The organism is Neoaquamicrobium sediminum, from assembly GCF_013240295.1.
Lineage (GTDB): Bacteria > Pseudomonadota > Alphaproteobacteria > Rhizobiales > Rhizobiaceae > Aerobium > Aerobium sediminum.
The window spans coordinates 40,633-59,786 of sequence record NZ_JABETK010000003.1 but is presented as its reverse complement, the minus strand read 5'-3'; the positions used below and the strand labels follow the sequence as shown (position 1 = coordinate 59,786).

Sequence of the window (19,154 nt, the reverse complement as noted above, 5' to 3'; positions counted from 1 at the left end):
CATTGGCACTTGAAAATCCTTCCAAATTCAACCATGTTCCCGTGCGGGAGCAATTGAATGCCGGCAAAGTTCTCCAAATCTCACCCCACCCTGACCGCGCTTAACGCGGCTGAATTAGCACGTGTGGCAGCACAAGTGGGAGCGGCCGAGAATTTGGCCAATCAACGCCCTGCAATCAACGCACTAATTAGATCGCCAAAGAAAGTCGTTCCGGCGCTGCCTGTAAACAACGGAATAAACAAGGCTCATCAAACAGCATCTAACCTCGCGAAGGCGTTCTCCGCTACGACGCCTTGAACGATCTGAGCAAGAGTCTCACCTCTCCCATGGTGACCCTCAATTTGCCGGATACGTCCCAGATGATAAAGGCGTCCTTGCCGCGCGTCCTTACGGACGCATATTTGCGCCCGCAACGTGAAAGCGCGGGGATTGTTAGCGAACCCAAAACTGCGCCAGGGGCCAGTCTCCCCACCAACGAGTTGCCGAATGTCGAGATAAACACGCCAGAAGATTTGGGGCTCTTAATCCGCAAAGCCCGTGAAAGGCGAAATCAGTCGCAGCAAAGCTTCGCCGACCTGGCAGGTGTGGGGCGCCGGTTCGTCTCTGAACTGGAGAACGGCAAGGCGACCCTCGAGCTGGGAAAGGTTCTAAAAGTTATGCGCGCCGCCGGCATATCGATATTTGCGCGGAACCCGCCTTAAGATGGAGCCGCTTGCCCTTGACGTTCGCCTAGACGGCTACAACGATCCTGTTGGCGTCCTCGTCCGAGATGACCGAGGAGCGGTAGCGTTTGCCTACATGGAAGACTATGTGTCCAATTCGGATGCTACGCCGCTATCGTTATCCTTGCCACTTAGTCCAGAGCCCTACGAAGATGTCATTGCCCGGCCCTTCTTCGACAATCTTCTTCAGGAGCGTGATTCAGCGCTCACCGACATTATGGCCCGTGAGGGACTTTCACGCGACGACGTAGCGGGCTTGCTCTTTCATATTGGAAAGGACTGCGCTGGAGCCTTGTCGGTTCTGCCAATGGGCGCTCCCCGGTGAAAGTGCCGGGCGATTATGATCACGATTACACCGCAATACGGCCGGAGCGACTAGAGGCGATCGTTGCCTCACTTCACAAACGTCAGCGTCTGCCAGAGGGCACAGAAGATCCATCGCCCTTGGCAGGGGTGCAAAGCAAGATAGCGCTGACATTGTTGCCAGACGGCCGGCTCGCTGAGCCCAGCCCCGGTACGGGCGCACCAACAACACATATCCTGAAGGTTCCTGACCAAGAGCACCTCCAGGATGCGCTGCTGGAGGCGGAGGCAATGAGCCTTTCGCAGAAACTTGGCTTCGAAACAGCCGATGTCGTTGCGATGCCTATAGCAAATATCGACACACTGCTCGTCACACGCTTCGACCGCGGCCTGGATAGCGAGGGAAGAATCGTTCGAATCCATCAGGAGGATTTCGCCCAGGCGCTCGGCTTGCCGGCATCATTGAAGTATGAACGACGCGGTACAGAAGGTCGCCGGTTCGATGTTGCCGGCATCCGCAAAGTTTTGGAGGCGACCGACGATCCGGCCGGCGAAAAGGACAGGTTCATTCGGGCCACCCTTTTCGATCTGCTGATTGGCAACACAGACGGGCACGCGAAAAACTTCGCACTCCTGTTTGGACGGGGACAAAGTGTCCGCCTCGCCCCTCGCTACGATATCCTGCCGACGCGGCTAGATGACAGCCTGACGGACGAGTTCGCGTTTCGCATCGGTTCTGCGCAAAGGCTTGGGGAAATCGCCATCCAAGACTTCGAAGCGTTTCTTCGCGACATGGGAATCGATAGCGCCCCAGCTCGGCGTCGCCTCCGAGTACGATATAGCGATGAAATCGCATATGCCCTCGCTGCCCACTTGGATGGACTCAACAAGCGGGGCATGAAGAGGTTTGCGGACTTGATCGCAACCAACATCAGAACTTTGCTCGGAAATTTGGAGGTCGACGTTCCTGAGGCAGCAATGGAGCGCGACGCTTTCGTGGGCAGTGCAGGTGGCTGGCTCCTCAGCTGAGGACCAGAACACCAGGGCTGACGTAAATAGGACTTGTAGAATAGCGAAGGTGCAAGCCGGCAGGCCACGGGAGAACGGCCATTGCGAGAGCTTCAACTCGAAGCTGCGTGACCAACCGCTCAATGGGGAGATCTTCTACAGCCTCGCCACAGCCAACGTCATCATCGAGGTATGGCGGTGCTACTACAATCCTGTTTCATAACACCCATCTGTCTATGTTGTTGAAGTAAATAGGCTTTGTTGATCAGACTGCGATCCTGCGGGGTATTTTGGGTCCTGCCGCGCGCGATGAACGATCTGCTGAGCCTGCGGCTTTCCAAGTTCTGAGCGGCTAAAGATCCACGGTCCATCGGGCAAAGGATGAATGCCCTCGATCTTGCCGGCTTCGGCGGCGAGCCTCAGCGTCTTGGGTGCTACGCCGAGGAGGCGCGCGGCCTTGTTCAGGTTGAGCCAAGGCTCGTTCCCATCCGGTGCCGGCCCGAAGACCGGGATCTTGTGATGCGATCTGTGCGCCGTCACCCGCTCTCGTGTCCAGCGGTTGCCATGCCCGGTGACCAGGCCGTTGCGGTTGAGAATGCCGGCAATCAGGTCGTCGCTGGCGATCAGCACCAGTTGACGAATGGCCGCGATGATATCTGCAGAGGTGCTGTTGCGCTGTCCACGACGCCGCTTCGGCAGGCGAAGTTCGGTATGGGCGCCACCAATCCAATGGATCAGCAGGACGATCTCAGAGGCTTCGTTGTTGATATCGGCGACCACCTCCTGAATGACCGTGCGTACGATGCGCTTTTTGAGCCGCGCATCCGTCGTTGGCGCCGACCAGACAGCAGGCAGGTCTGCAGCCAAGGCCTGGAGGTCAGTTGCCGACACCGGCGATTACTTCGGCGTGGCGGAATCATGCGCGGCGATCTGGCTCTCGACCTCATCAACATGTGCGAGGGCGCGGTTCCATCGCATCTCTAATTCCGCCGCGACCAGACGGTTCTCAGGATCGGCAGCGTCATATTGACGGAAGGCCCGGTCGGCGGCGTAGCGGGCAGCCTCCAGATCGCGGCTGATGGCATCCCGGACCTGGTCACGCCGATTGGCAGCTTGCGCTTCAGCTTCGGCAGCGGCCGCGATTGCGCCCGGCTCGACGACCCGCAATAGCGCTTCCTCAATCGCATCGTCGACGCGCAATCCGCCGAATGCGATGCAACGCGGCTCGCCGTTGTCGAGCAGTCCCCGCCAGCAGGAATAGCGCGGGATATTGTGCTTCGCGCCCGTGTCTCGCACCGTGAGCTTTCGACCGCAGCGCCGGCAGCGAACAAGGCCTGCCAACAATGCGTCGCCATGCTTGGGCGCTCCGTGATGCCGGCTCGTGGGCACATTGTCGCTCACCATGGTGCGGATCGCCTCTGCCCTTTCCCAACTTACATAGCCTTCATGGCTGCCCGGGATCAGCGCCAGCCAATCCTCGCGCGGCTTGCGGCGAGCGCCCGGCCGAACGGGAGACGAGCCAAATCCCGGTGCGACACCAGACTTACCATAGGCGTAGGCGCCACCGTAGATCGGGTTCTCGATCATCCGGTGGATGGTCGCATAGTTCGGCCTGCGCCAGATAACATCGCCATTGTTACGCTTGGCGGGCAAATCCAGCCCATGTTCGAGGAACCACATCAGGGCCTGACGGGCGCTGCCGAGCTCAGCGACCTTGTCAAAAACCATGATGATCGCTTCCTGCACGCGGCGGTCGGGATCCTTCTCGATCCGGTCCTCGACCTTCACGAAGCCCACAGGGGCTGCAACAACGAGTTCGCCACGGCGGGCCTTCTCGTAGCGGGCCGAGAGCGAACGCTGGCGCAAAAGATCGAGCTCGTACTCGTTGAGGCTTCCCTTCAGCCCCAACAGCAGCCGGTCGTTGCCCTGGCGCGGCGCATAGACCGCCTCCTGGTCGACCAGCACGGTGTCCACGACGCGGCACATCTCGATGAGCTGCTGCCAATCGCGGCTGTTGCGGGCAAACCGCGACACCTCTCGGGCCGCCACTGCTCCAACCTTGCCGAGGCAGACCTCCGCGACCATCCGGTCAAACCCGGCGCGCGTGACGCCGCCGGCGGCAGAACGCCCGAGATCGTCGTCGATCGTGTCGACGCGAGACCAGCCGAGCGCCGTCAGACGGTCGCGCATCGCGTATTGCAGCGTGCCGCTCTCGCGATTGTGCAGGACCTGATGGGCCGACGACTGGCGCACGTACAGGATGGCCTTGCGCTCCAGATGATGCGGTCTGATCTTCTCATGCATCATGATCAGCGCCCTCCCGTTGCTCGGCACGGTCGCCTTCGACGTGGTCGAGGATCAGGCTGACCATTAGCTGCGTCACAGATTGACGCGCCTCGACGGGCAGCGCCTGCCATTGCGGCGTCTGCATCGTCTTGGTGTCGTTCGGCTTGGAGAACAGATCGAGCTGGTATGTCGTGGGCTTGCGCGGCATGGACATCTCCCCGATTCGCGTCGTGAGAGCCCAATGCTGCGCCCATCTCATCAGATTGCGATGGGGAAGCCGTGTTCCGCAGCAGGGACGCCAAGGCACCGAGCGCGGCGAGGTCGACGCGTGGATGAACCGTGATACGCCAGTTCGCGCTGACCGCTCGGTCGAACATCCACGCCGGAATCTCCAGCCACCGATGTAGTGCTTGGCCAGAAAGAGTGCAGCGGAAAACCACCGCGTCCTTCTTGTCGATTAACTCGTGGATAAAGACTTGCCGTCCGGCCCAGGGATGCCACGGGTAGAGAAGCTCGCGTTCAAATCCGATCCCGTGGGCGTTCCGTCGTCGAGTTGTACAACACCGAGCGCCCGCACTCAACGCTTGGCTATAAACCACCGGCACCAGAGGCGATGGTCTGGCCTGCACCTCCCCGGGGATCAACATTGACCTCTGCCCGGGCAATGGCCGCAAAGCCGATCATGCAGAAAGACTGAAATTGGACCACCTCATAGGCACAGGCCACAATCTCATACGGACGGCATCCCGGCACGAGGAGAATGGGGGAAAGCTCTCCCTTACGGCCGAGCCAAGGTCTCGGCCGACCCCTTCTGCGGGGAGCCCCCGCAACGCCCCTTGGAGCGGAACGGATTCTGAGATGTAAACTCAGAAAGCGCCTACGTTGTAGCTCTCATGGGGTTGATGATCTCGACACCCGAGAAATCCTTCTCATTGTCCGTGACCACCACGCATCCGTTCGCCTCACCAATTGCCGCGATGATCGTATCCAGCGCGCTACGCGGGCGACCGCTCGCCTTGCCGTCGGCCATCAGCCGCGCCCAGATGAGGCCGGCATCTTCGTTAAACAGGAAGATGCGATCCTTGAAGAGAACTTGCGGACCTTCCGGCCCCAAGAACGACGCCTCCAGATCGCGGCGCTTCTTGCTAACGGGCTTTTCAGGGATGCCGCGCTGGATCGCGGCGAGGGTCAGGGACGCGATGAACAGCTCCGTATCGGCCCTTTCGGACATCCACGCCAAGACCGATTCCGAAGGTGCGGGCTTGACGTAAGCGGTGTTGTATCCCCACCTTCCGCTAGGTTGTGAGCCATGAGATTGCGCACTGATTGAGGTCAGTGCGGGAGTTTCTCCATGGACGCTCCAATGGAGCTTCTCACAAATGGCGTGAGGCGGCGTCGCAATCGGCAGTGGCCCGATGATGTGAAGGCGCGGATTGTCGCCGAGACACTGCGGCCGGGGGCGAGCGTTAGTGAAGTTGCGGAGCGGCATGGGCTGAAGGCCAACCATGTCTCCTCTTGGCGAACTCTTGCGCGGAACTGGAAGCTGGTGCTGCCGGCACCAGAGGATCCGGTTGAGTTTGCGGCTCTGATGGTCGCTCCGGTTGTTGAGGACGTGACAGCCGCGGTACCGACTGCATCGGCTGGGCCGGAGGTCGTGGTGGGTTCGGTGACCGTCCGGCTGGAGCCACGCGCTTCGTCGGCCCGGTTTGCCTCGGTGGTCCACGCGCTGATGGCGGGCTCATGATCTTCCCCTCCAACCGGGTGCGGATCATGGTGGCGACCAAACCGATCGACTTCCGCAAAGGCCACGACAGCCTGGCAGCGATGGTGAAGAACGAGCTACACAAGGACCCGTTCACGGGCACTGTCTTTGTGTTCCGCGCCAAGAAGACCGACCGGCTGAAGCTGCTCTACTGGGATGGCACCGGATTGGTCATGGCCTACAAGCGGCTGGAAGAGCACAACTTCACCTGGCCTATGGTGAGGGACGGGCTGATAACGCTGAGCCACGCGCAGTTCGAGGCCCTGTTCTCTGGACTCGATTGGCGCCGGGTTCGGGCAGTGGAAGCACGGGCTCCAGAAGCCGTGGAATGACTGCGGCAGGATGACTCAGGGCATGTCTTTTTGCGGGAATGCGGTGCTTGATCTGGTAGATTCCGGTCATGCTCGATAGCACCGAACTTCCCGACGATATTGCCGCCCTCAAGGCGATGCTCGTTGCCGCGGAAGCGCGCAATCAACGCAAGGACGATCGGATCGCACAGCTGGAAAAGCTGGTCGCCGCGTTCAGGCAGGCGGCCTTCGGGCGCAGGTCGGAAAAGAGCGATCCGGACCAGTTCGATCTGGCGCTGGAGGATCTGGAAACGGCCATCGCGGCGGTCCATGCCGAGGAAGATGCAGAGGATCGTGCGGCACGGCGATCGGCAAAACCACGCAGCGCCAATCGTGGTTCGCTCCCCAGGCACCTGCCGCGGATCGAGCAGATCATCGAGCCCGAAAGCCTAGTCTGTGGCTGCGGCGGTGGTCTGCACCGCATTGGCGAAGACGTGTCCGAGCGGCTGGACGTGATCCCAGCCCAGTTCCGGGTGATCGTCACCCGCCGCCCCAAATATGCTTGCCGGTCCTGCACCGACGGCGTGGTGCAGGCACCGTCGCCCGCTCGGCTGATCCCCGGCGGGTTGCCGACCGAGGCCATGGTCGCCCATGTTCTAGTCAGCAAGTATGCCGATCACCTTCCGCTCTATCGTCAGGCGCAGATTTACAGCCGCCAGGGTGTTGATCTGGACCGCTCAACGCTGGCCGATTGGGTCGGTCGGGCCGCCTTCGAGCTGCGCCCGGTCTACGATGCCTTGGTGGCAGACCTGAAAAGGTCATCGAAGCTGTTCATGGACGAAACCCGCGCACCGGTGCTCGATCCTGGGGCCCGAAAGACCAAGACCGGATACTTCTGGGCTCTGGCCCGTGATGATCGCCCCTGGAATGGCACCGCACCACCCGGTGTTGCCTTCACCTATGCCCCGGGCAGAAGTGGCCTTCATGCAGAACGGATCTTGCAGGGCTTTGGCGGCATTCTTCAGGTCGATGGTTATGCCGGCTACAACCGGTTGGTCGCACCAGGTCGCGGCGGATCGGACATCACGCTCGCCTATTGCTGGGCCCATGCGCGCCGCAAACTGGTAGAGATCACCCGCACGGGTCCCGCCCCGATCGCCGAAGAGGGTGTGCGCCTGATCCGCGAGCTCTATGCCATCGAAGCCGGCATCCGAGGTCTGGATCCCGATGACCGGCTCGCCGTGCGCCAGAAGCGGTCAGCACCGGCCGTGGCGCGAATAAAAGACTGGCTTGATCACCATCGCAGCCGCGTCTCGGCGAAAGCGCCGCTCGGGGAGGCATTGAGCTACATCGCCAAATACTGGGCTGGGCTCGAGTTGTTCCTGACCGATGGGCGCATCGAGCTCGACAACAATGCCGTCGAGCGGACCATCCGCCCGATTGCCCTGAACCGGAAGAACGCGCTCTTTGCCGGTCATGATGCCGGTGCCGAAAACTGGGCCGTCATCGCCTCGTTCATCGAAACCTGCAAGCTGAACGCCGTAGATCCTCACGCTTGGCTTAGCTCAACCCTCGGTGCCGTCGCCAACGGCCATCAGCAGAGCCAGGTCAGTGAACTGCTTCCATGGAACTTCGCTGCAACGGTGTGACCGGTACACCGCTTACGGCTTGACGACATTGCTGAGGATGTTGGTGTCGAGCAGATAGCGCATCAAAGGTCGACGTTGCGGCCTTCCTCATGAGCGCGGCTCAAGTCAAGATCGGCCCCTACCAGCGGAGAACGACGAAGCGCAGCCAATATGCCGCCCTTCTTCGCGGGCTCGCCGGCGATGGCCTGACTGACGGTGGCGCGAAGGCGGGATGCGTCCGGGCTGTCTTCAGCCAGACGACGGGCCAAGGACCGGATAAGGTCGCGATCGGCTTCCCGACCGAGAACCTCGAAGCGCGACAGCCCGCGCTGTCTGAGGCGAGTTCGATAGTTCTGAACAGCGCGCTTCTGCGAGGTGCCCATGACGTTCTCCTATTTTCAGTAAGATAGCCGGATTGCCTCATCCAAACAAAGGAGCGCGGGCGTTCGCAGGTGCGCGCCGCTTAGCGTGAGGGTGTGGACTGGTATCGACGTGTAGGCTTGAAACGATGAAGCCGACCAGGCTGCTTCCACACAAGCGTCGGCCTTGTGGGTTCCGGTGATCCGAAAGATTAGCATACTCAGGATCCTGCCCAGCCACCGGCTGACGGTCCGTGAAAGCCGGCCAGGGCTGCTGCCAGACCAACATGCCCTGGACGACCTTTTGACCTTCGCTTCCTTGCCGAGAAGCTTCAGGCCAACCCTGTCTCTCCTGATGCCTGTCCGCCGATGCAGTGCGGGGGCGGACAGGATGGAGGGCGTCGCCGGTATTCGGTTGCCGGAAGTGAAATCCGCGTCACCGTCGCGCTTGCTCGCGCATTCATGAGGGGTGCTTCAATGCGCAACCACACGCACACAACCCCAACAGCCGAAGAACCTTTCACGGCTGGTTGGGCCGAGCCGATTGACGCCTTGATAGCCAAGCTCCCGGAAAGAACGCGTCCGGCGCCGTCTGTAGACCAATTGCGACTAGATCGCCGTGTGCCGAGCGGATTTGCTGCCAGGGAAACGTCGACCCATTCTCAGCCCATACCTCGCCCCAGCGGACGACCGCATCAAGCTTGCCCGCCACACCGGCAAGCGAGACTGCACGTGTTGCAGCCATTGCCTCAAGAAGTCCCTCGGCCCGTTGGAACGCCTGCTGTTCTGCCTTCATACTGGAGAAGTAGCCTATCTCTTCAGCAACTGCTTCATACCGGGCCTGCTTCTGAGCAAGCTCGGATTCAGCCTGCAAACGAATAGCGGCCATGTCCGTTCGCTCTCCGATCAATCGATCGAGCGCATGTGTTGAACAGACATAGACGGGCTCCCCTCCCCGCACCCTTACCAGTGTTCCCAGACAGTCCACGCGTTCGGCAAGTTCGACTTCCAGCTCCTGCTGTCGGCGACCGAAGCGCTGAACCCGTTCATGTGTCGCTTCCCAGTCCCGCCAGAGCGCAACGGCAGGATCGTCGATAGCACTCACAGCATCCAGCGATGCAAAGCCGCGCGCCTGCGCAGCTTTGCCGAACACCGCGTATCCAGCGGCGGCTCCGCAAAGCGCCAGCCGACGCGTGACGGAAGGACAGACTCGTGTATTGTCGGAATCAGCCATGATCCGAGCTCCTAACAGCTTGGTTGTGGTCAGGCTGGACGATGTGATCCACCACGTCGTCCGGCCGTTTTGTACATTCGCAGATTACAGGTCAAAGTGTGGACGATCAACAACAATCATCACACAGTGATGAAATTGCTGCCATACAGTGCAAGATGGCGCGAGTGGCTCTTGGTTGGGGCGTACGAGAATTGGCTGAAGCTGCAGACGTTGCAACCCAAACCATTACGCGTATGGAGAAAGGCGATCGGCTGAAGCCACAAACAGTTCAGGCGATCCGTGCCGCTTTGGAGACAGCGGGAATCGAGTTCATCCCGGAGAACGGCGGCGGCCCCGGTGTGCGGCTGGCGCGCTCCCTGAACAGAAAGTGACCCTTGCAAATGAACGGCACAGCTAATACCCCTAGCGGCCGCGGACCGGGGTGACGACGGTTATCATCCTAGCGTCTAGGATCGCTACAACTCCAGCAAGCGGTTGCAACACGAAAAGAATCCGTAATGCCGCCATTCTGAGGAAATGGCCCCTCCCCCTTATCCGTCAGCATATATTCCCTGTGAGCGCTATCGTCCGAGGCCGGTTCGAAACTCAATGAAGCGGCGCGCATAGTCAAAAGCGTCCGACGTCGGCGACCGACCGACCCACTTGCCGGCGTGTCGCCGCCTTCACTTCCCGCTGTTCCAGCCACGCGGTCCCCTTCATCTGCAGGTGGGTGGCAGGAACAAATTCTTGGTTCGTCGGTTATCGAGATTGGTGATCCACAGTCGACCGGGTAAATACGCACAAACCCTGCCTTTCGAGGTGTAGTTCAAATGCATATAAGATATGCTGGTCACGCTATGTGGATTGCGCTCATTTGCTTTGCGATCGCGTTTGCGTTGACGGCACCGGGATAAAGATGCCGAGCACCGACTAAGTCGTGTTCATGGATCACGGAATCACCGTCGTGCGAGCGCGATCTGAGGCATTTTTCTCAACGCCTTAGCATCCCGCGCACGCGAGTACCTAAATACATTGTTGCGCTAGGAGCCGCCTTTTCCAGTCCAGAATGGGCTCGGCGACTGCCATCGCTCGATCAAGCGCTTGCTCCCGTTGGCGCTTTTTTTGATTGACTGCGATCCATGAACTGCGATGTCTAAGCGGGATCGTTGAACGAAATCAATGGACCAGCCGATGCGCCAACAGCCTTCGCCCGCTGCAAATAGGCTATGGGCCGCCCTGCGCCACGCCGGCAACAAAGGGATAACATCGACCGAGGCCGAAAGCCAAAAACTGGCGAGCGAATCCTATGCCCGGCGCCGCCTCTCGCTCTGGCATGCAGCAGGCTACCTGACCAGGCGTGACAGACAGGCTGCGGTTGATCCTCATCGCTACTTCCTGTCAGAATCAGCTCCGAAACTGCCGCCCATGATCACCGCAGATGATCGAGTGCTCGACCAGACCCCGGCCATGTCGGCAGCGCAGTTTGTGACTTGTAGGCAGAAGATGGGTTTGAGCGCGGCGGAGATGGGCAGACGCCTCGGCTTGAAGGGTTTGTCGAGAGACCTCAGCCGGGCCATTCGCCGGTTCGAAACCGGCAAGAAGACAATCGACGTGAACATGGCAGAGAAAGTGCGGGCCTTGGTCGTCGCTCACGATGGCTCGGACTGAGCCGTATTTTCGAAAGGTGAAGGGAGAGGAAGGTTGCGCAGACTCGAGCTTGAGTCACATGCGGAGTGGCTCACCGATCGCATAGCCGAGGCCGAGGAGATCATCCGGCAGGCGCAAGGGTGGCTTGCGACGCAGCAAAGCAAGGTGATCGAACTTCAGCAAGGAGCCGGCCTGCGACAGGAAATTATGGAGCAGGAGCGCTGGATCGCTCGATATAGCGAGCATCTGAGTGAGGTGCATCGCCAACTGGCTCTCCTTCCAGATAGCCATAAGGGCTAATGCGGCTGCGGCGCAGAAGCGCGGAGCGGCTCTGGATTTCTGGCACTTTGACAGACTGCCGTAGCTAAACACCTGCATCTCAACGAACGCATCCGCCAGTCTGAGCACGAAAGAGAAGATTCCCACGCTGCCTTGCGCAACTGCTCGTCACGTTGTGATGGACTGGTGTTTGCCGGTTCTCTTGACAGGAGTGCGCATGGGGCGTTCTTCTTTTGCGATGACCAATGAACAATATGAGAGCATTCGCCGCCTGATCCTCGACCTCAAGTTCGAGGTCGCCGAACTCAGGCTGCTCATCAGACAGGTTATCGCTGCGCAGGTGCAAGACCGAGGCGCGGACGCAACGGCGTACCTGGAAACCATTGCCCAGATCGATATCGCGGACGATCTCAAGAAGTTCTTCCCTGATCAGAACTGACGGATCGGCGAGAACGATCGGGCGCCGATTTTGCTCGCAAGATAACTACGCATCTTGCCCATGGTGGCACGTCTAAGCTGTGCATCGCTCGCGAAACGAGCTTCGCTGGTCGCATAGCCGCTGACGTGACGTTCATGAATTTGCGTCGTTGCGGCGTTACGCCTCCGCGGTAAGGGGGTGCGGCTAGCCCAAGTGCGAGGGCCCGCGATCCCCTGATGGAAGTTTGAGGTTCCAGGCCTTGGATACCCTTCGCAATTGCGAAAGATATCAGTTGAGTCAGATCTCTCAGAATCTTGTGAATGTTACGATTCGCGCCCCCTGATGTATGTCGATCCTGTCGTCAATCAGGTAATGTCGGCTTGGGCGTGCAGATGCAATGATCGGAAGGGCGTACGCGGGTGTGCGTGTATCTCGCGATCTGCGTTGGGAACGTATTTGGCACAATGTCTTTCGGCGACGATTTCCGCGATTTTGTTTGCTGGTGGCGTGAGGAGTTGTGGCAGGCCAGCAACAATTCGGCACCATATCAGCCCGGAAAGTGCGCCGGATTTCGTGCTTCACGTGACGGGTGATGGCGTTCGGGTCGACCGAGCCGGCGGGGGCACGCTGGCAACCACTTCTCAAGCGCAATCTGACCATATCGCTGTCGAAATTGCGGCGGCTTCCGGCGAGTTTGTACCGCGTGTGGAAATCGTGCTGGAGCACGGCCGATACCTGAAGCGTCACTTGGCGCAGTTTCGGCTGCGGAGGAAACGTGCTCACGAGTGGCGGCGATCGACATTGCCTCATCGACACCACTTGATCTGAATGATGCGGTTTCCCTTTTCCCGGCCCCCGGTAGAAGAAGTGCGGAGGCTCAGTGCTTCTGGGTCAAGAAGCAGACGCTTATGCCGATCGTCTCGGCCATCGAGACGGCGGGCGCGCAGATCGTGGCGCTGAAGATAAAATCTGATGGCGGCGAAACTCCCCTCGATCCGGCAGATTATCGACACCTTGGAGAGCGTCACGTGCGCACACGGCATTCCCCCTTGAGCCGGGCGCCAGAAGTTTTTTGCCAGCATCTCGCGGAGCGTCGATACATCCATCATCGACTCTGCCAGAAGCTTTTTCAGACGAGCATTCTCATCCTCCAAAGCCTTCAGCCGTTTGGCCTCCGACACCTCCATGCCGCCACACTTCTTGCGCCAAGTGTAGAAGGTCGCGCCCGAAATGCCACGCTTACGGCACAACTCGCTCGCCGTCATGCCCGCCTGATGCTCCTTCAGAATGCCAATGATCTGTTCGTCCGAGAACCGCCTGGGAACAGATTGGCCTGTGTTCTTACAGCATGCTTCGCATACGGTGTGGCAAAAGCGGAGGATCGCAAAATGCTAAGCTTCTTCGGGGTGTTGCTGGCTAAAACGGTTGACGCGCCTCGCGCTTCACGAGTACCGACGATATTGTCCAGCAAGTGTTCGACGCCGGCGGCGCACTTGATACAGATAGCTTCTACGAATCTGAAATGGAACTTGTTTGCGAAACCGTGGAACGAGGCAAACTCAGGATGGGGTCCGGCTCTTGGGCAGCCCCCGACTGGCTGCTAATCCCATAACTCATATCGTTGATCCAAGCGCAGGACGTCAGCATTGTCTATAGGTAGGGATGCAGCACTTACCGAATTGCGGGTATTGGCCGAATCGGGGCTTCGCGACCATACGATTGCATGGAATCTAACCGTTCAAGCGACGAAATCCCTCCCTCAAGATTATAGAATAGACGCTTTACGAACCAACGTTGTTGACCTTCTTCAAGCGATCGAAATCGAAACCATATTGGGCGGTGACTGCAATACCTACAGGAGGCAGCTGACACTTCTTCTGGACTGGATTGAACGACAGTCTGAAGCCGGTTTGCAAAAGAAAGGCCAACACAAAAAATGAACGGCTGCTTCGGAAGTCGCCGTTAAAGTCCATAACGATCGAAAAGCGGAAAGCACGTCAGTGGATGCCTAGCCAAAATGGGGAGCTTGGGACCATTGCACGCGGGCCGAACAACTCCTTCCCACGTTACTTGTCTAGGCCGATGTTAACGGTTATCAAACGAGTTATGATCGAACGCGCTTTCAATTTTATTGAGTACTACATTGTTCCCATCTTCTTCGCAGTGATGGTGGTTGGCGGTCTCCTCGTGGCTTGTCTGCCAACGGAGGTGACCGACGCAATGAAGCATATGATCGCAAAGTAGCGTTGGCCTGCCCCTGGGACGTGCTCCTCCCGCAAGTAGGTTGTTGGGCCGCAGGAACGTGCAGTCGAAGTGCTACCGGCCGACGTCTCGGCTTTTTGGCGCCCAAGGGTCTGGTGGAAATTCGTTGGGGACGCCTACGGCCAAAAGGGGGAAGCTGTCGCTGGCCTGAGGGGACGGATTCATCGTGCTTAGCTACGCTGCCGCCAGCACTCACGCGGAAAATCACGAAGTTGGTTGCCGATCAATCGCCAGCTGCTGTGCTACTGCTGTTTGTAGTCTGCGCGATGGTAGCAGAGCTGACCACCCTCCTGTCCAACTGAGGGAAGGCCCTATTGCGAAGCTCGCGGCAACTTCACGATCTCGTCGGCAGCATCAAGGCAGGCTTCCACCAAGGGGAAAAGCGCAGGATTCTCGATCCATCCTTCGTAAACTGCAGACCATGCGCTGTGCTTCAGTGGGATACCCGCAACCTGAGCCGCGACCCGGTTGAATATGATCTCAGCGATCCGCTGCCGATGCACATGATTATCCATTGGTATGATCGAATCTCACGTTCATTCACTCGCACCCATCTGCTCCTTGCAGATATAGTTTGGCAAGCCTGAGGTGGTCCCGCTTTTCTGGACAGGATGCTAAGCTAATCCCGACCTGATGGATTGGTACGGGAATGAAGACGACGAGAAAGTGACGTTGCCCCCAACTTTTATCCGGGTTGAAGTAGACAGTGGTTGCTGGTTTTGCTCGTCCGGCTGAACGTAGCTTGATGGTTTGACGTGGAACAGCTCGCGCCGTTCCCTGGTGTATCGGAATGCCCGGTGAAGGTTGCCGCATATTGGGCGGGGGTCATCCAGTTAAGCCGGGAGTGAGGCCGATCCTGATTGTAGTCGGCACGCCACACGGCGAGCCTGGCTCGCACGTAGGTCAGGTTGGCGAACAGCGTCTCATTGAGCAGTTCGTCGCGCAGCCTGCCATTGAAGCTTTCAACAAAGCCATTCTGCATCGGCTTGCCAGGCGCGATGTAGTGCCATTCGATCCGATGTCTGTCGGCAAAGCTCAAAATGGCGTTGGATGTGAACTCGGTGCCGTTATCCGATTCGATCATTGCCGGTCGCCCGCGCCCGCTCATCAGTGTCTCCAGCTCCCGGGCAACCCTGGTTCCAGAGAGTGAACTGTCAGCAATCAGCGCCAGGCATTCACGCGTACAGTCATCCACCACGGTAAGCACACGAAAGCGCCGCCCGTCGGTCAGCTGATCGGACACGAAGTCGAGCGACCAGCGCTCATTCGGCATACGCGGCACGACTACAGGAGCACGGGTGCCAAGCGCCCGCTTGCGGCCTGCACGGCGGCGCACCGCCAGCTTCTCCTCCCGGTAGAGACGGAACAGCCGCTTGTGGTTGACCACATGACCCTCCCGGCGCAGCAGAACATGAAGCCGCCGGTAGCCGAACCGACGACGCTCATGCGCCAGCGTCTTCAGCCGCTCACGCAAGCATAAATCATCCCGCTCCAGCGCGGCGTAGCGGATGGTCATCCGACAACAGCCAAGCACCCGGCACGCCCGCCGCTCGCTCATCGCAAACCGTGTCCGCAGATGCGCGACAGCCTCTCGCTTCGCGGCGGGCGTCACCATTTTTTCCAACGAGATCCTTCAGCGCCGCGTTATCCAGCATCGTGTCGGCCAATAGCCGCTTCAGCCGCGCATTCTCGTCCTCAAGCGCTTTCAGACGCTTGGCCTCGCTCACCTCAAGTCCGCCATAGCGCGCCTTCCACTTATAGATCGCCGCACGGCTTATCCCGTGCCGGCGCCCAAGATCCGTCGCAGTCGCACCAGCCTCGTGTTCCTGCAGGATGCCAATGATCTGCTCTTCGCTGAACCTGCTGTGCTTCATCCCTGGTCCTCTCCTAAGGCCAGAGTCTACTCAAAACCGGATCAACACAAAGGGGCAATGTCAACCAGACAGATCTGGGACGAGGCGATGTTTGCGCGGCTGAGGCTGGAGATCAAGAGCCTGAGGCGCACATGTCGCTTTTGATGGAATTGCCCTTTTGACAGAAACAATGTTAGTGCGTGCCGTCGTGTGCGTTGGCGTCAGCCCTCTTCGTTTGGCGGCGATACGGGAAAATTGACTTTGCAAGAGATCGTTCTAAAAATCGAGAATCTTACCAAGAGGTTTTCCGAGAAGCCATCTCCAGGCCGTGCTTTGGTGAATGCACTGTTTCCCAGATGGGCAAAAGTTGCCTCCACATTCACCGCTGTCTCCTCTGTTTCGTTTGCACTCTCCCGTGGCGAGGTCGTTGGTATAATTGGCCATAATGGGGCTGGCAAATCGACCCTCCTGAAAATGATCTCGGGCGTTGTTCCGCCTACCTCGGGCACCATGACTGTACGGAGTCGGGTTTCCGCCATGCTGGAACTAGGGTCGGTAATTAACCCGGAATATACCGGCATCGAGAACATCTATTACTATGGAGCCGTTCTCGGTCTCGATAGAAAGACCATCAAAGGTCTAGAAAAAAAAATTATCGAATTCGCCGATATCGGGCAGCATATAAATAGGCCAGTAAAATTCTATTCAAGCGGCATGAAGGCCCGTCTATCCTTTGCGATCGTGACGAGTATCGATCCCGATATATTGATTGTCGACGAGATTCTTTCGGTCGGTGACGCCGCCTTCTCCGCAAAAAGTGCAGCTCGGATGCGAGAACTTATCGGCAGTGGTGCGGCGGCGCTCATCGTCTCGCACAGTGTTGCGACAATGACGAGTCTGTGCGATCGCATCGTCTGGCTCGATGAAGGAAAAGTTGTCATGGATGGCAGTCCGTCGGAGGTGATCACGCAATACTCTGCGACAATGATGATGTCGTCCGTTGCTCGCAAAAAACACCTGCTCGACCTTCTTTCTACCGACGGTGCAACGCAGCCACGTACCGAAAGATCACCACACAATGGCAAGGATAAGGATGCATCGGATAGGGATGACGCCAAGGGCGATCCGCCGGCGGCCACGGTGGTCGACAATGGGGGCGCACGCATTACGGAGGTGGAACTCGTCGACGCCGAGGAGAGGCCAACGCGGCAATTGTCGTCAGGTCTTCCCTACACGATAAAGATCACCGCCGTTATCGAGCGGGTGATCAGTGACTTAAGCATCGGCCTGTCTATAAGAACCCGTAACGGCGATGTCTTGGCGGGGCAGATCCACAAGCTAAACAATAGAAGGACACCGGGGTTCTTCATCTTGCATGCACATTTGTAAACCCTATCATTACCGGGCATTATTATCTGACATGCGATATTCGCTCGGATAATCGAAGGCAAATTCACCATATTATTGACTTGGCAACTCCGTTTTCCGTCCTGTCTCAACCCAAAAATTGTGTCGGCCAAGTGGATTTTAACCTTTCTTGGACCGTTGAAAGCGGTCAGACCTCAAAGGAAACCTGAACCAATGCTCTCTGTGGCGTCGAATTCCCGAGCTCCTGGTAGGGCAACGCTCGCACGAGAAATCTGGCGGCGTGAACTAAAGACGATGACCGCCAACCGCGCCCTCTCATTTCTCTGGTTGATTTTTGAGCCAATCGCTATTCTTTTCCTAATATGGTTCGTGTTCAAAAGAACAATCTTTAACGTTAACGGCCTGTCCTACTTCATTTACATGGGGACCGGTTATATTGCATGGCAGTGCTTCATTCGGATTTTGATATCCGGGTGTAATGTATTCATTAAATACAAAATGATTCTGAATCAATCTACGGCGAGCCCTTCTAGTATATTCATGGGAGTTGTACTCGCAGAAGCTACCATCAGTATAATCCTATTTTCAATATATTTCGCCCTGGCATTCTACATGGGATGGCGGCCAGGCTATTCGTTTTTCCTGTTTCCGCTCGCCTTCATTACGCTTTTAGCAGTCGCAGCGTTATTTGCGCTAGCGGCCGGATCAATGAACGTTTTTGTGAGGGACGTCGGAAATGTCGTTGGAATGATCTCAAGGTTCGGCATGTGGATATTGCCGATATTCTGGAAACCAGAACATATCAGTGGGGTATTCCATACAATAACGATCGGGAATCCGGTTTTCTTTCTTCTCGAGTTTTGCCGCTGGACCATTGATACATCGACAGTGACTTCGGGTTGGATGACCAGCCTTGGCTATTACGTCTTCGCGATCTGCCTTGTTGGGGCAATATCGATATGGCTATACCTGCGTTTGAAGCCAAGTATGGCAGAATATCTGTAACGAGCCGGTTCTGGTAGGTGGACCGCCGCATCTTTGCCGCTATGGTTGCATCGGACGGAAGACAGCGTTGCCCCATTTGAGCTGGCCTGTCGAATCATAGACGAAATCGTAAAAGTCATACAGGCCGTAGCCGAAGCGGCCGAGATAGCCGGCTAGATCGTAGAAGGTCGCCTGCCCCCTATAGACCGGGACAAAAATCATCTCGCAATACAGAGACGCAACGGCCTTGCGCGACAGGAGGCCTTGGGTACCTTCAAGAACCTGGCGTTCGAATCCTTGCGTATCGATCTTCAGCAGATCAATCCTGTCTATGCCTTCCGAAACACAATAGCTGTCGAGCGAAACCGTACTCACGGCTTGCTCGGTCGATGGAGCGGATTGCGGCATGTATTTTCCGGAATCCGCGTGAAACGGCAGCAGCGAATTGGTGACGCTTAATTCGGCGTGCACATGCATCGTCTTAGTTCCGTTCGTCGCATCAGCAGCCGCCTCGACGCAAGTGACCCTCGGCTGCTCGCGAAAACGGCTCCTGAGCTTGGCGCGGACGCCGGATACGGTTCGAAGGCATAGATCCGGGCCTTCGCAAACGCTTCGACCAGCAGTGCGGTCGTCTGCCCGACATTGGCCCCGATATCGAATATGGTGGCGGTTTCTGGTATGAACTTCTGATGGTCGGCCACCCAGTCCTTCGGGCGGAAACCGCGCGCGAATTTTTCTGCCACCGGCGCTTCGCTTCCAATTGGCTGAGCCA

21 protein-coding genes and 3 pseudogenes are annotated in these 19,154 nt (G+C 58.1%); 14 read left to right on the top strand and 10 right to left on the bottom strand.

The features are described from left to right. Positions 1-293 precede the first annotated feature (293 nt). From HK436_RS22985 to HK436_RS22970, 4 genes and pseudogenes are all read left to right on the top strand, one after another. Complete coding sequence (locus HK436_RS22985) at positions 294-701, top strand: helix-turn-helix transcriptional regulator (RefSeq protein WP_206680566.1); 408 nt, start codon at positions 294-296, stop codon at positions 699-701. 1 nt (position 702) lies between these two features. Next, a complete protein-coding gene (locus HK436_RS33720) occupies positions 703-1,047 on the top strand; it encodes a HipA N-terminal domain-containing protein (RefSeq protein WP_173193853.1) in 345 nt (114 codons plus the stop codon). Beyond that, positions 1,044-2,054 (top strand): HipA domain-containing protein, encoded by a 1,011-nt coding sequence (locus HK436_RS22975; protein ID WP_173193851.1) that lies wholly within the window; start codon positions 1,044-1,046, stop codon positions 2,052-2,054. The genes HK436_RS33720 and HK436_RS22975 overlap by 4 nt, the downstream gene beginning before the upstream one ends. Further along, positions 2,029-2,244 (top strand): annotated as a pseudogene (locus tag HK436_RS22970) (integrase core domain-containing protein); the annotation flags it as partial. The gene HK436_RS22975 and the pseudogene HK436_RS22970, both read left to right, overlap by 26 nt. 23 nt (positions 2,245-2,267) lie before the next feature. Here the strand turns inward: HK436_RS22970 and HK436_RS31675 are convergent. Genes HK436_RS31675 through HK436_RS22960 form a run of 3 tightly spaced genes read right to left on the bottom strand, consistent with a single transcriptional unit; the run spans position 2,268 to position 4,527 of the window. Continuing rightward, on the bottom strand, positions 2,268-2,924 hold the full coding sequence (locus HK436_RS31675) for a MerR family transcriptional regulator (RefSeq protein WP_312860701.1): 657 nt from the start codon (positions 2,922-2,924) through the stop codon (positions 2,268-2,270). Positions 2,925-2,930: 6 nt separating this feature from the next. Next, positions 2,931-4,340, bottom strand: a complete 1,410-nt coding sequence (locus HK436_RS22965; RefSeq protein WP_244649350.1) for a recombinase family protein — start codon at positions 4,338-4,340, stop codon at positions 2,931-2,933. Then, positions 4,330-4,527 (bottom strand): hypothetical protein, encoded by a 198-nt coding sequence (locus tag HK436_RS22960; RefSeq protein WP_173193847.1) that lies wholly within the window; start codon positions 4,525-4,527, stop codon positions 4,330-4,332. The genes HK436_RS22965 and HK436_RS22960 overlap by 11 nt, the downstream gene beginning before the upstream one ends. Positions 4,528-4,827: 300 nt before the next feature. Between HK436_RS22960 and HK436_RS22955 the strand changes: the two are divergent. Continuing rightward, a pseudogene (locus HK436_RS22955) lies at positions 4,828-5,016 on the top strand (integrase core domain-containing protein); the annotation flags it as partial. Between the two features lie 180 nt (positions 5,017-5,196). On the opposite strand, the gene HK436_RS22950 reads toward HK436_RS22955, so the two are convergent. Continuing rightward, positions 5,197-5,550 carry a PIN domain-containing protein gene (locus tag HK436_RS22950; protein WP_244649349.1) on the bottom strand — a complete coding sequence of 118 codons (354 nt, stop codon included), beginning with the start codon at positions 5,548-5,550 and terminating at the stop codon, positions 5,197-5,199. 132 nt (positions 5,551-5,682) lie between these two features. Between HK436_RS22950 and tnpA the strand changes: the two genes are divergently transcribed. From tnpA to tnpC, 3 genes are all read left to right on the top strand, one after another. After that, positions 5,683-6,063, top strand: a complete 381-nt coding sequence (gene tnpA / locus HK436_RS32505) for an IS66-like element accessory protein TnpA (protein WP_280515804.1) — start codon at positions 5,683-5,685, stop codon at positions 6,061-6,063. Beyond that, entirely contained in the window at positions 6,060-6,413 is a 354-nt protein-coding gene (tnpB, locus tag HK436_RS22940; RefSeq protein ID WP_173189799.1) for an IS66 family insertion sequence element accessory protein TnpB, read from the top strand. Before tnpA ends, tnpB begins: the two co-directional genes overlap by 4 nt. Positions 6,414-6,481: 68 nt before the next feature. Next, positions 6,482-8,020 (top strand): IS66 family transposase, encoded by a 1,539-nt coding sequence (gene tnpC, locus HK436_RS22935; protein ID WP_173189801.1) that lies wholly within the window; start codon positions 6,482-6,484, stop codon positions 8,018-8,020. 62 nt (positions 8,021-8,082) lie between these two features. Here tnpC and HK436_RS22930 read toward each other — a convergent pair whose 3' ends face one another. Next, the gene (locus tag HK436_RS22930; RefSeq protein WP_173193841.1) at positions 8,083-8,382 is read right to left on the bottom strand and encodes a hypothetical protein; all 300 of its coding nucleotides are present in this window, start codon (positions 8,380-8,382) and stop codon (positions 8,083-8,085) included. 496 nt (positions 8,383-8,878) lie between these two features. Continuing rightward, on the bottom strand, positions 8,879-9,592 hold the full coding sequence (locus HK436_RS22925; protein WP_173193840.1) for a hypothetical protein: 714 nt from the start codon (positions 9,590-9,592) through the stop codon (positions 8,879-8,881). 134 nt (positions 9,593-9,726) lie between these two features. On the opposite strand from HK436_RS22925, the gene HK436_RS22920 reads away from it, so the two are divergent. Together HK436_RS22920 and HK436_RS22915 are read left to right on the top strand one after the other, a co-directional pair. Beyond that, complete coding sequence (locus tag HK436_RS22920; RefSeq protein WP_312860748.1) at positions 9,727-9,963, top strand: helix-turn-helix domain-containing protein; 237 nt, start codon at positions 9,727-9,729, stop codon at positions 9,961-9,963. A gap of 787 nt (positions 9,964-10,750) precedes the next feature. Beyond that, positions 10,751-11,239 carry a helix-turn-helix domain-containing protein gene (locus HK436_RS22915; RefSeq protein WP_173193838.1) on the top strand — a complete coding sequence of 163 codons (489 nt, stop codon included), beginning with the start codon at positions 10,751-10,753 and terminating at the stop codon, positions 11,237-11,239. A 54-nt stretch (positions 11,240-11,293) separates the two neighbouring features. On the opposite strand, the gene HK436_RS22910 is transcribed toward HK436_RS22915, so the two are convergent. After that, a complete protein-coding gene (locus HK436_RS22910) occupies positions 11,294-11,626 on the bottom strand; it encodes a hypothetical protein (RefSeq protein ID WP_173193836.1) in 333 nt (110 codons plus the stop codon). A gap of 88 nt (positions 11,627-11,714) precedes the next feature. Between HK436_RS22910 and HK436_RS22905 the strand changes: the two genes are divergently transcribed. Continuing rightward, on the top strand, positions 11,715-11,936 hold the full coding sequence (locus HK436_RS22905) for a hypothetical protein (RefSeq protein WP_173193834.1): 222 nt from the start codon (positions 11,715-11,717) through the stop codon (positions 11,934-11,936). Positions 11,937-13,014: 1,078 nt separating this feature from the next. On the opposite strand, the pseudogene HK436_RS22900 reads toward HK436_RS22905, so the two are convergent. After that, positions 13,015-13,180, bottom strand: a pseudogene (locus tag HK436_RS22900) (transposase); the annotation flags it as partial. Positions 13,181-13,561: 381 nt separating this feature from the next. On the opposite strand from HK436_RS22900, the gene HK436_RS22895 reads away from it, so the two are divergent. Beyond that, on the top strand, positions 13,562-13,855 hold the full coding sequence (locus HK436_RS22895) for a hypothetical protein (RefSeq protein ID WP_173193832.1): 294 nt from the start codon (positions 13,562-13,564) through the stop codon (positions 13,853-13,855). A 1,007-nt stretch (positions 13,856-14,862) separates the two neighbouring features. Here the strand turns inward: HK436_RS22895 and HK436_RS22890 are convergent. Beyond that, positions 14,863-16,051 (bottom strand): IS3 family transposase gene (locus HK436_RS22890; protein ID WP_376769201.1). Its coding sequence is split into 2 segments (ribosomal slippage): positions 14,863-15,799 and positions 15,798-16,051, totalling 1,191 coding nucleotides; the frame shifts between segments, so codons are not numbered across the junction. A 240-nt stretch (positions 16,052-16,291) separates the two neighbouring features. Here HK436_RS22890 and HK436_RS22885 point away from each other — a divergent pair. Both HK436_RS22885 and HK436_RS22880 read left to right on the top strand, forming a co-directional pair. Continuing rightward, the gene (locus HK436_RS22885; RefSeq protein ID WP_173193830.1) at positions 16,292-17,419 is read left to right on the top strand and encodes an ABC transporter ATP-binding protein; all 1,128 of its coding nucleotides are present in this window, start codon (positions 16,292-16,294) and stop codon (positions 17,417-17,419) included. A 192-nt stretch (positions 17,420-17,611) separates the two neighbouring features. Further along, positions 17,612-18,403 carry an ABC transporter permease gene (locus tag HK436_RS22880; protein WP_280515803.1) on the top strand — a complete coding sequence of 264 codons (792 nt, stop codon included), beginning with the start codon at positions 17,612-17,614 and terminating at the stop codon, positions 18,401-18,403. A 39-nt stretch (positions 18,404-18,442) separates the two neighbouring features. Here HK436_RS22880 and HK436_RS22875 read toward each other — a convergent pair whose 3' ends face one another. Further along, positions 18,443-19,042, bottom strand: a complete 600-nt coding sequence (locus HK436_RS22875; RefSeq protein ID WP_173194517.1) for an FkbM family methyltransferase — start codon at positions 19,040-19,042, stop codon at positions 18,443-18,445. Positions 19,043-19,154: the final 112 nt, after the last annotated feature.

Excerpts from the sequence above, each read along its gene's own strand:
- HK436_RS22905 (WP_173193834.1), top strand. The coding sequence starts at position 11,715 with ATGGGGCGTTCTTCTTTTGCGATGACCAATGAACAATATGAGAGCATT.
- HK436_RS22930 (WP_173193841.1), bottom strand. The coding sequence starts at position 8,382 with ATGGGCACCTCGCAGAAGCGCGCTGTTCAGAACTATCGAACTCGCCTC.
- HK436_RS33720 (WP_173193853.1), top strand. The coding sequence starts at position 703 with ATGGAGCCGCTTGCCCTTGACGTTCGCCTAGACGGCTACAACGATCCT.
- HK436_RS22965 (WP_244649350.1), bottom strand. The coding sequence starts at position 4,340 with ATGATGCATGAGAAGATCAGACCGCATCATCTGGAGCGCAAGGCCATC.
- tnpB (WP_173189799.1), top strand. The coding sequence starts at position 6,060 with ATGATCTTCCCCTCCAACCGGGTGCGGATCATGGTGGCGACCAAACCG.
- HK436_RS22925 (WP_173193840.1), bottom strand. The coding sequence starts at position 9,592 with ATGGCTGATTCCGACAATACACGAGTCTGTCCTTCCGTCACGCGTCGG.
- HK436_RS22950 (WP_244649349.1), bottom strand. The coding sequence starts at position 5,550 with ATGTCCGAAAGGGCCGATACGGAGCTGTTCATCGCGTCCCTGACCCTC.
- HK436_RS22880 (WP_280515803.1), top strand. The coding sequence starts at position 17,612 with ATGCTCTCTGTGGCGTCGAATTCCCGAGCTCCTGGTAGGGCAACGCTC.
- tnpC (WP_173189801.1), top strand. The coding sequence starts at position 6,482 with ATGCTCGATAGCACCGAACTTCCCGACGATATTGCCGCCCTCAAGGCG.
- HK436_RS22960 (WP_173193847.1), bottom strand. The coding sequence starts at position 4,527 with ATGCCGCGCAAGCCCACGACATACCAGCTCGATCTGTTCTCCAAGCCG.
- HK436_RS22915 (WP_173193838.1), top strand. The coding sequence starts at position 10,751 with ATGGACCAGCCGATGCGCCAACAGCCTTCGCCCGCTGCAAATAGGCTA.
- tnpA (WP_280515804.1), top strand. The coding sequence starts at position 5,683 with ATGGAGCTTCTCACAAATGGCGTGAGGCGGCGTCGCAATCGGCAGTGG.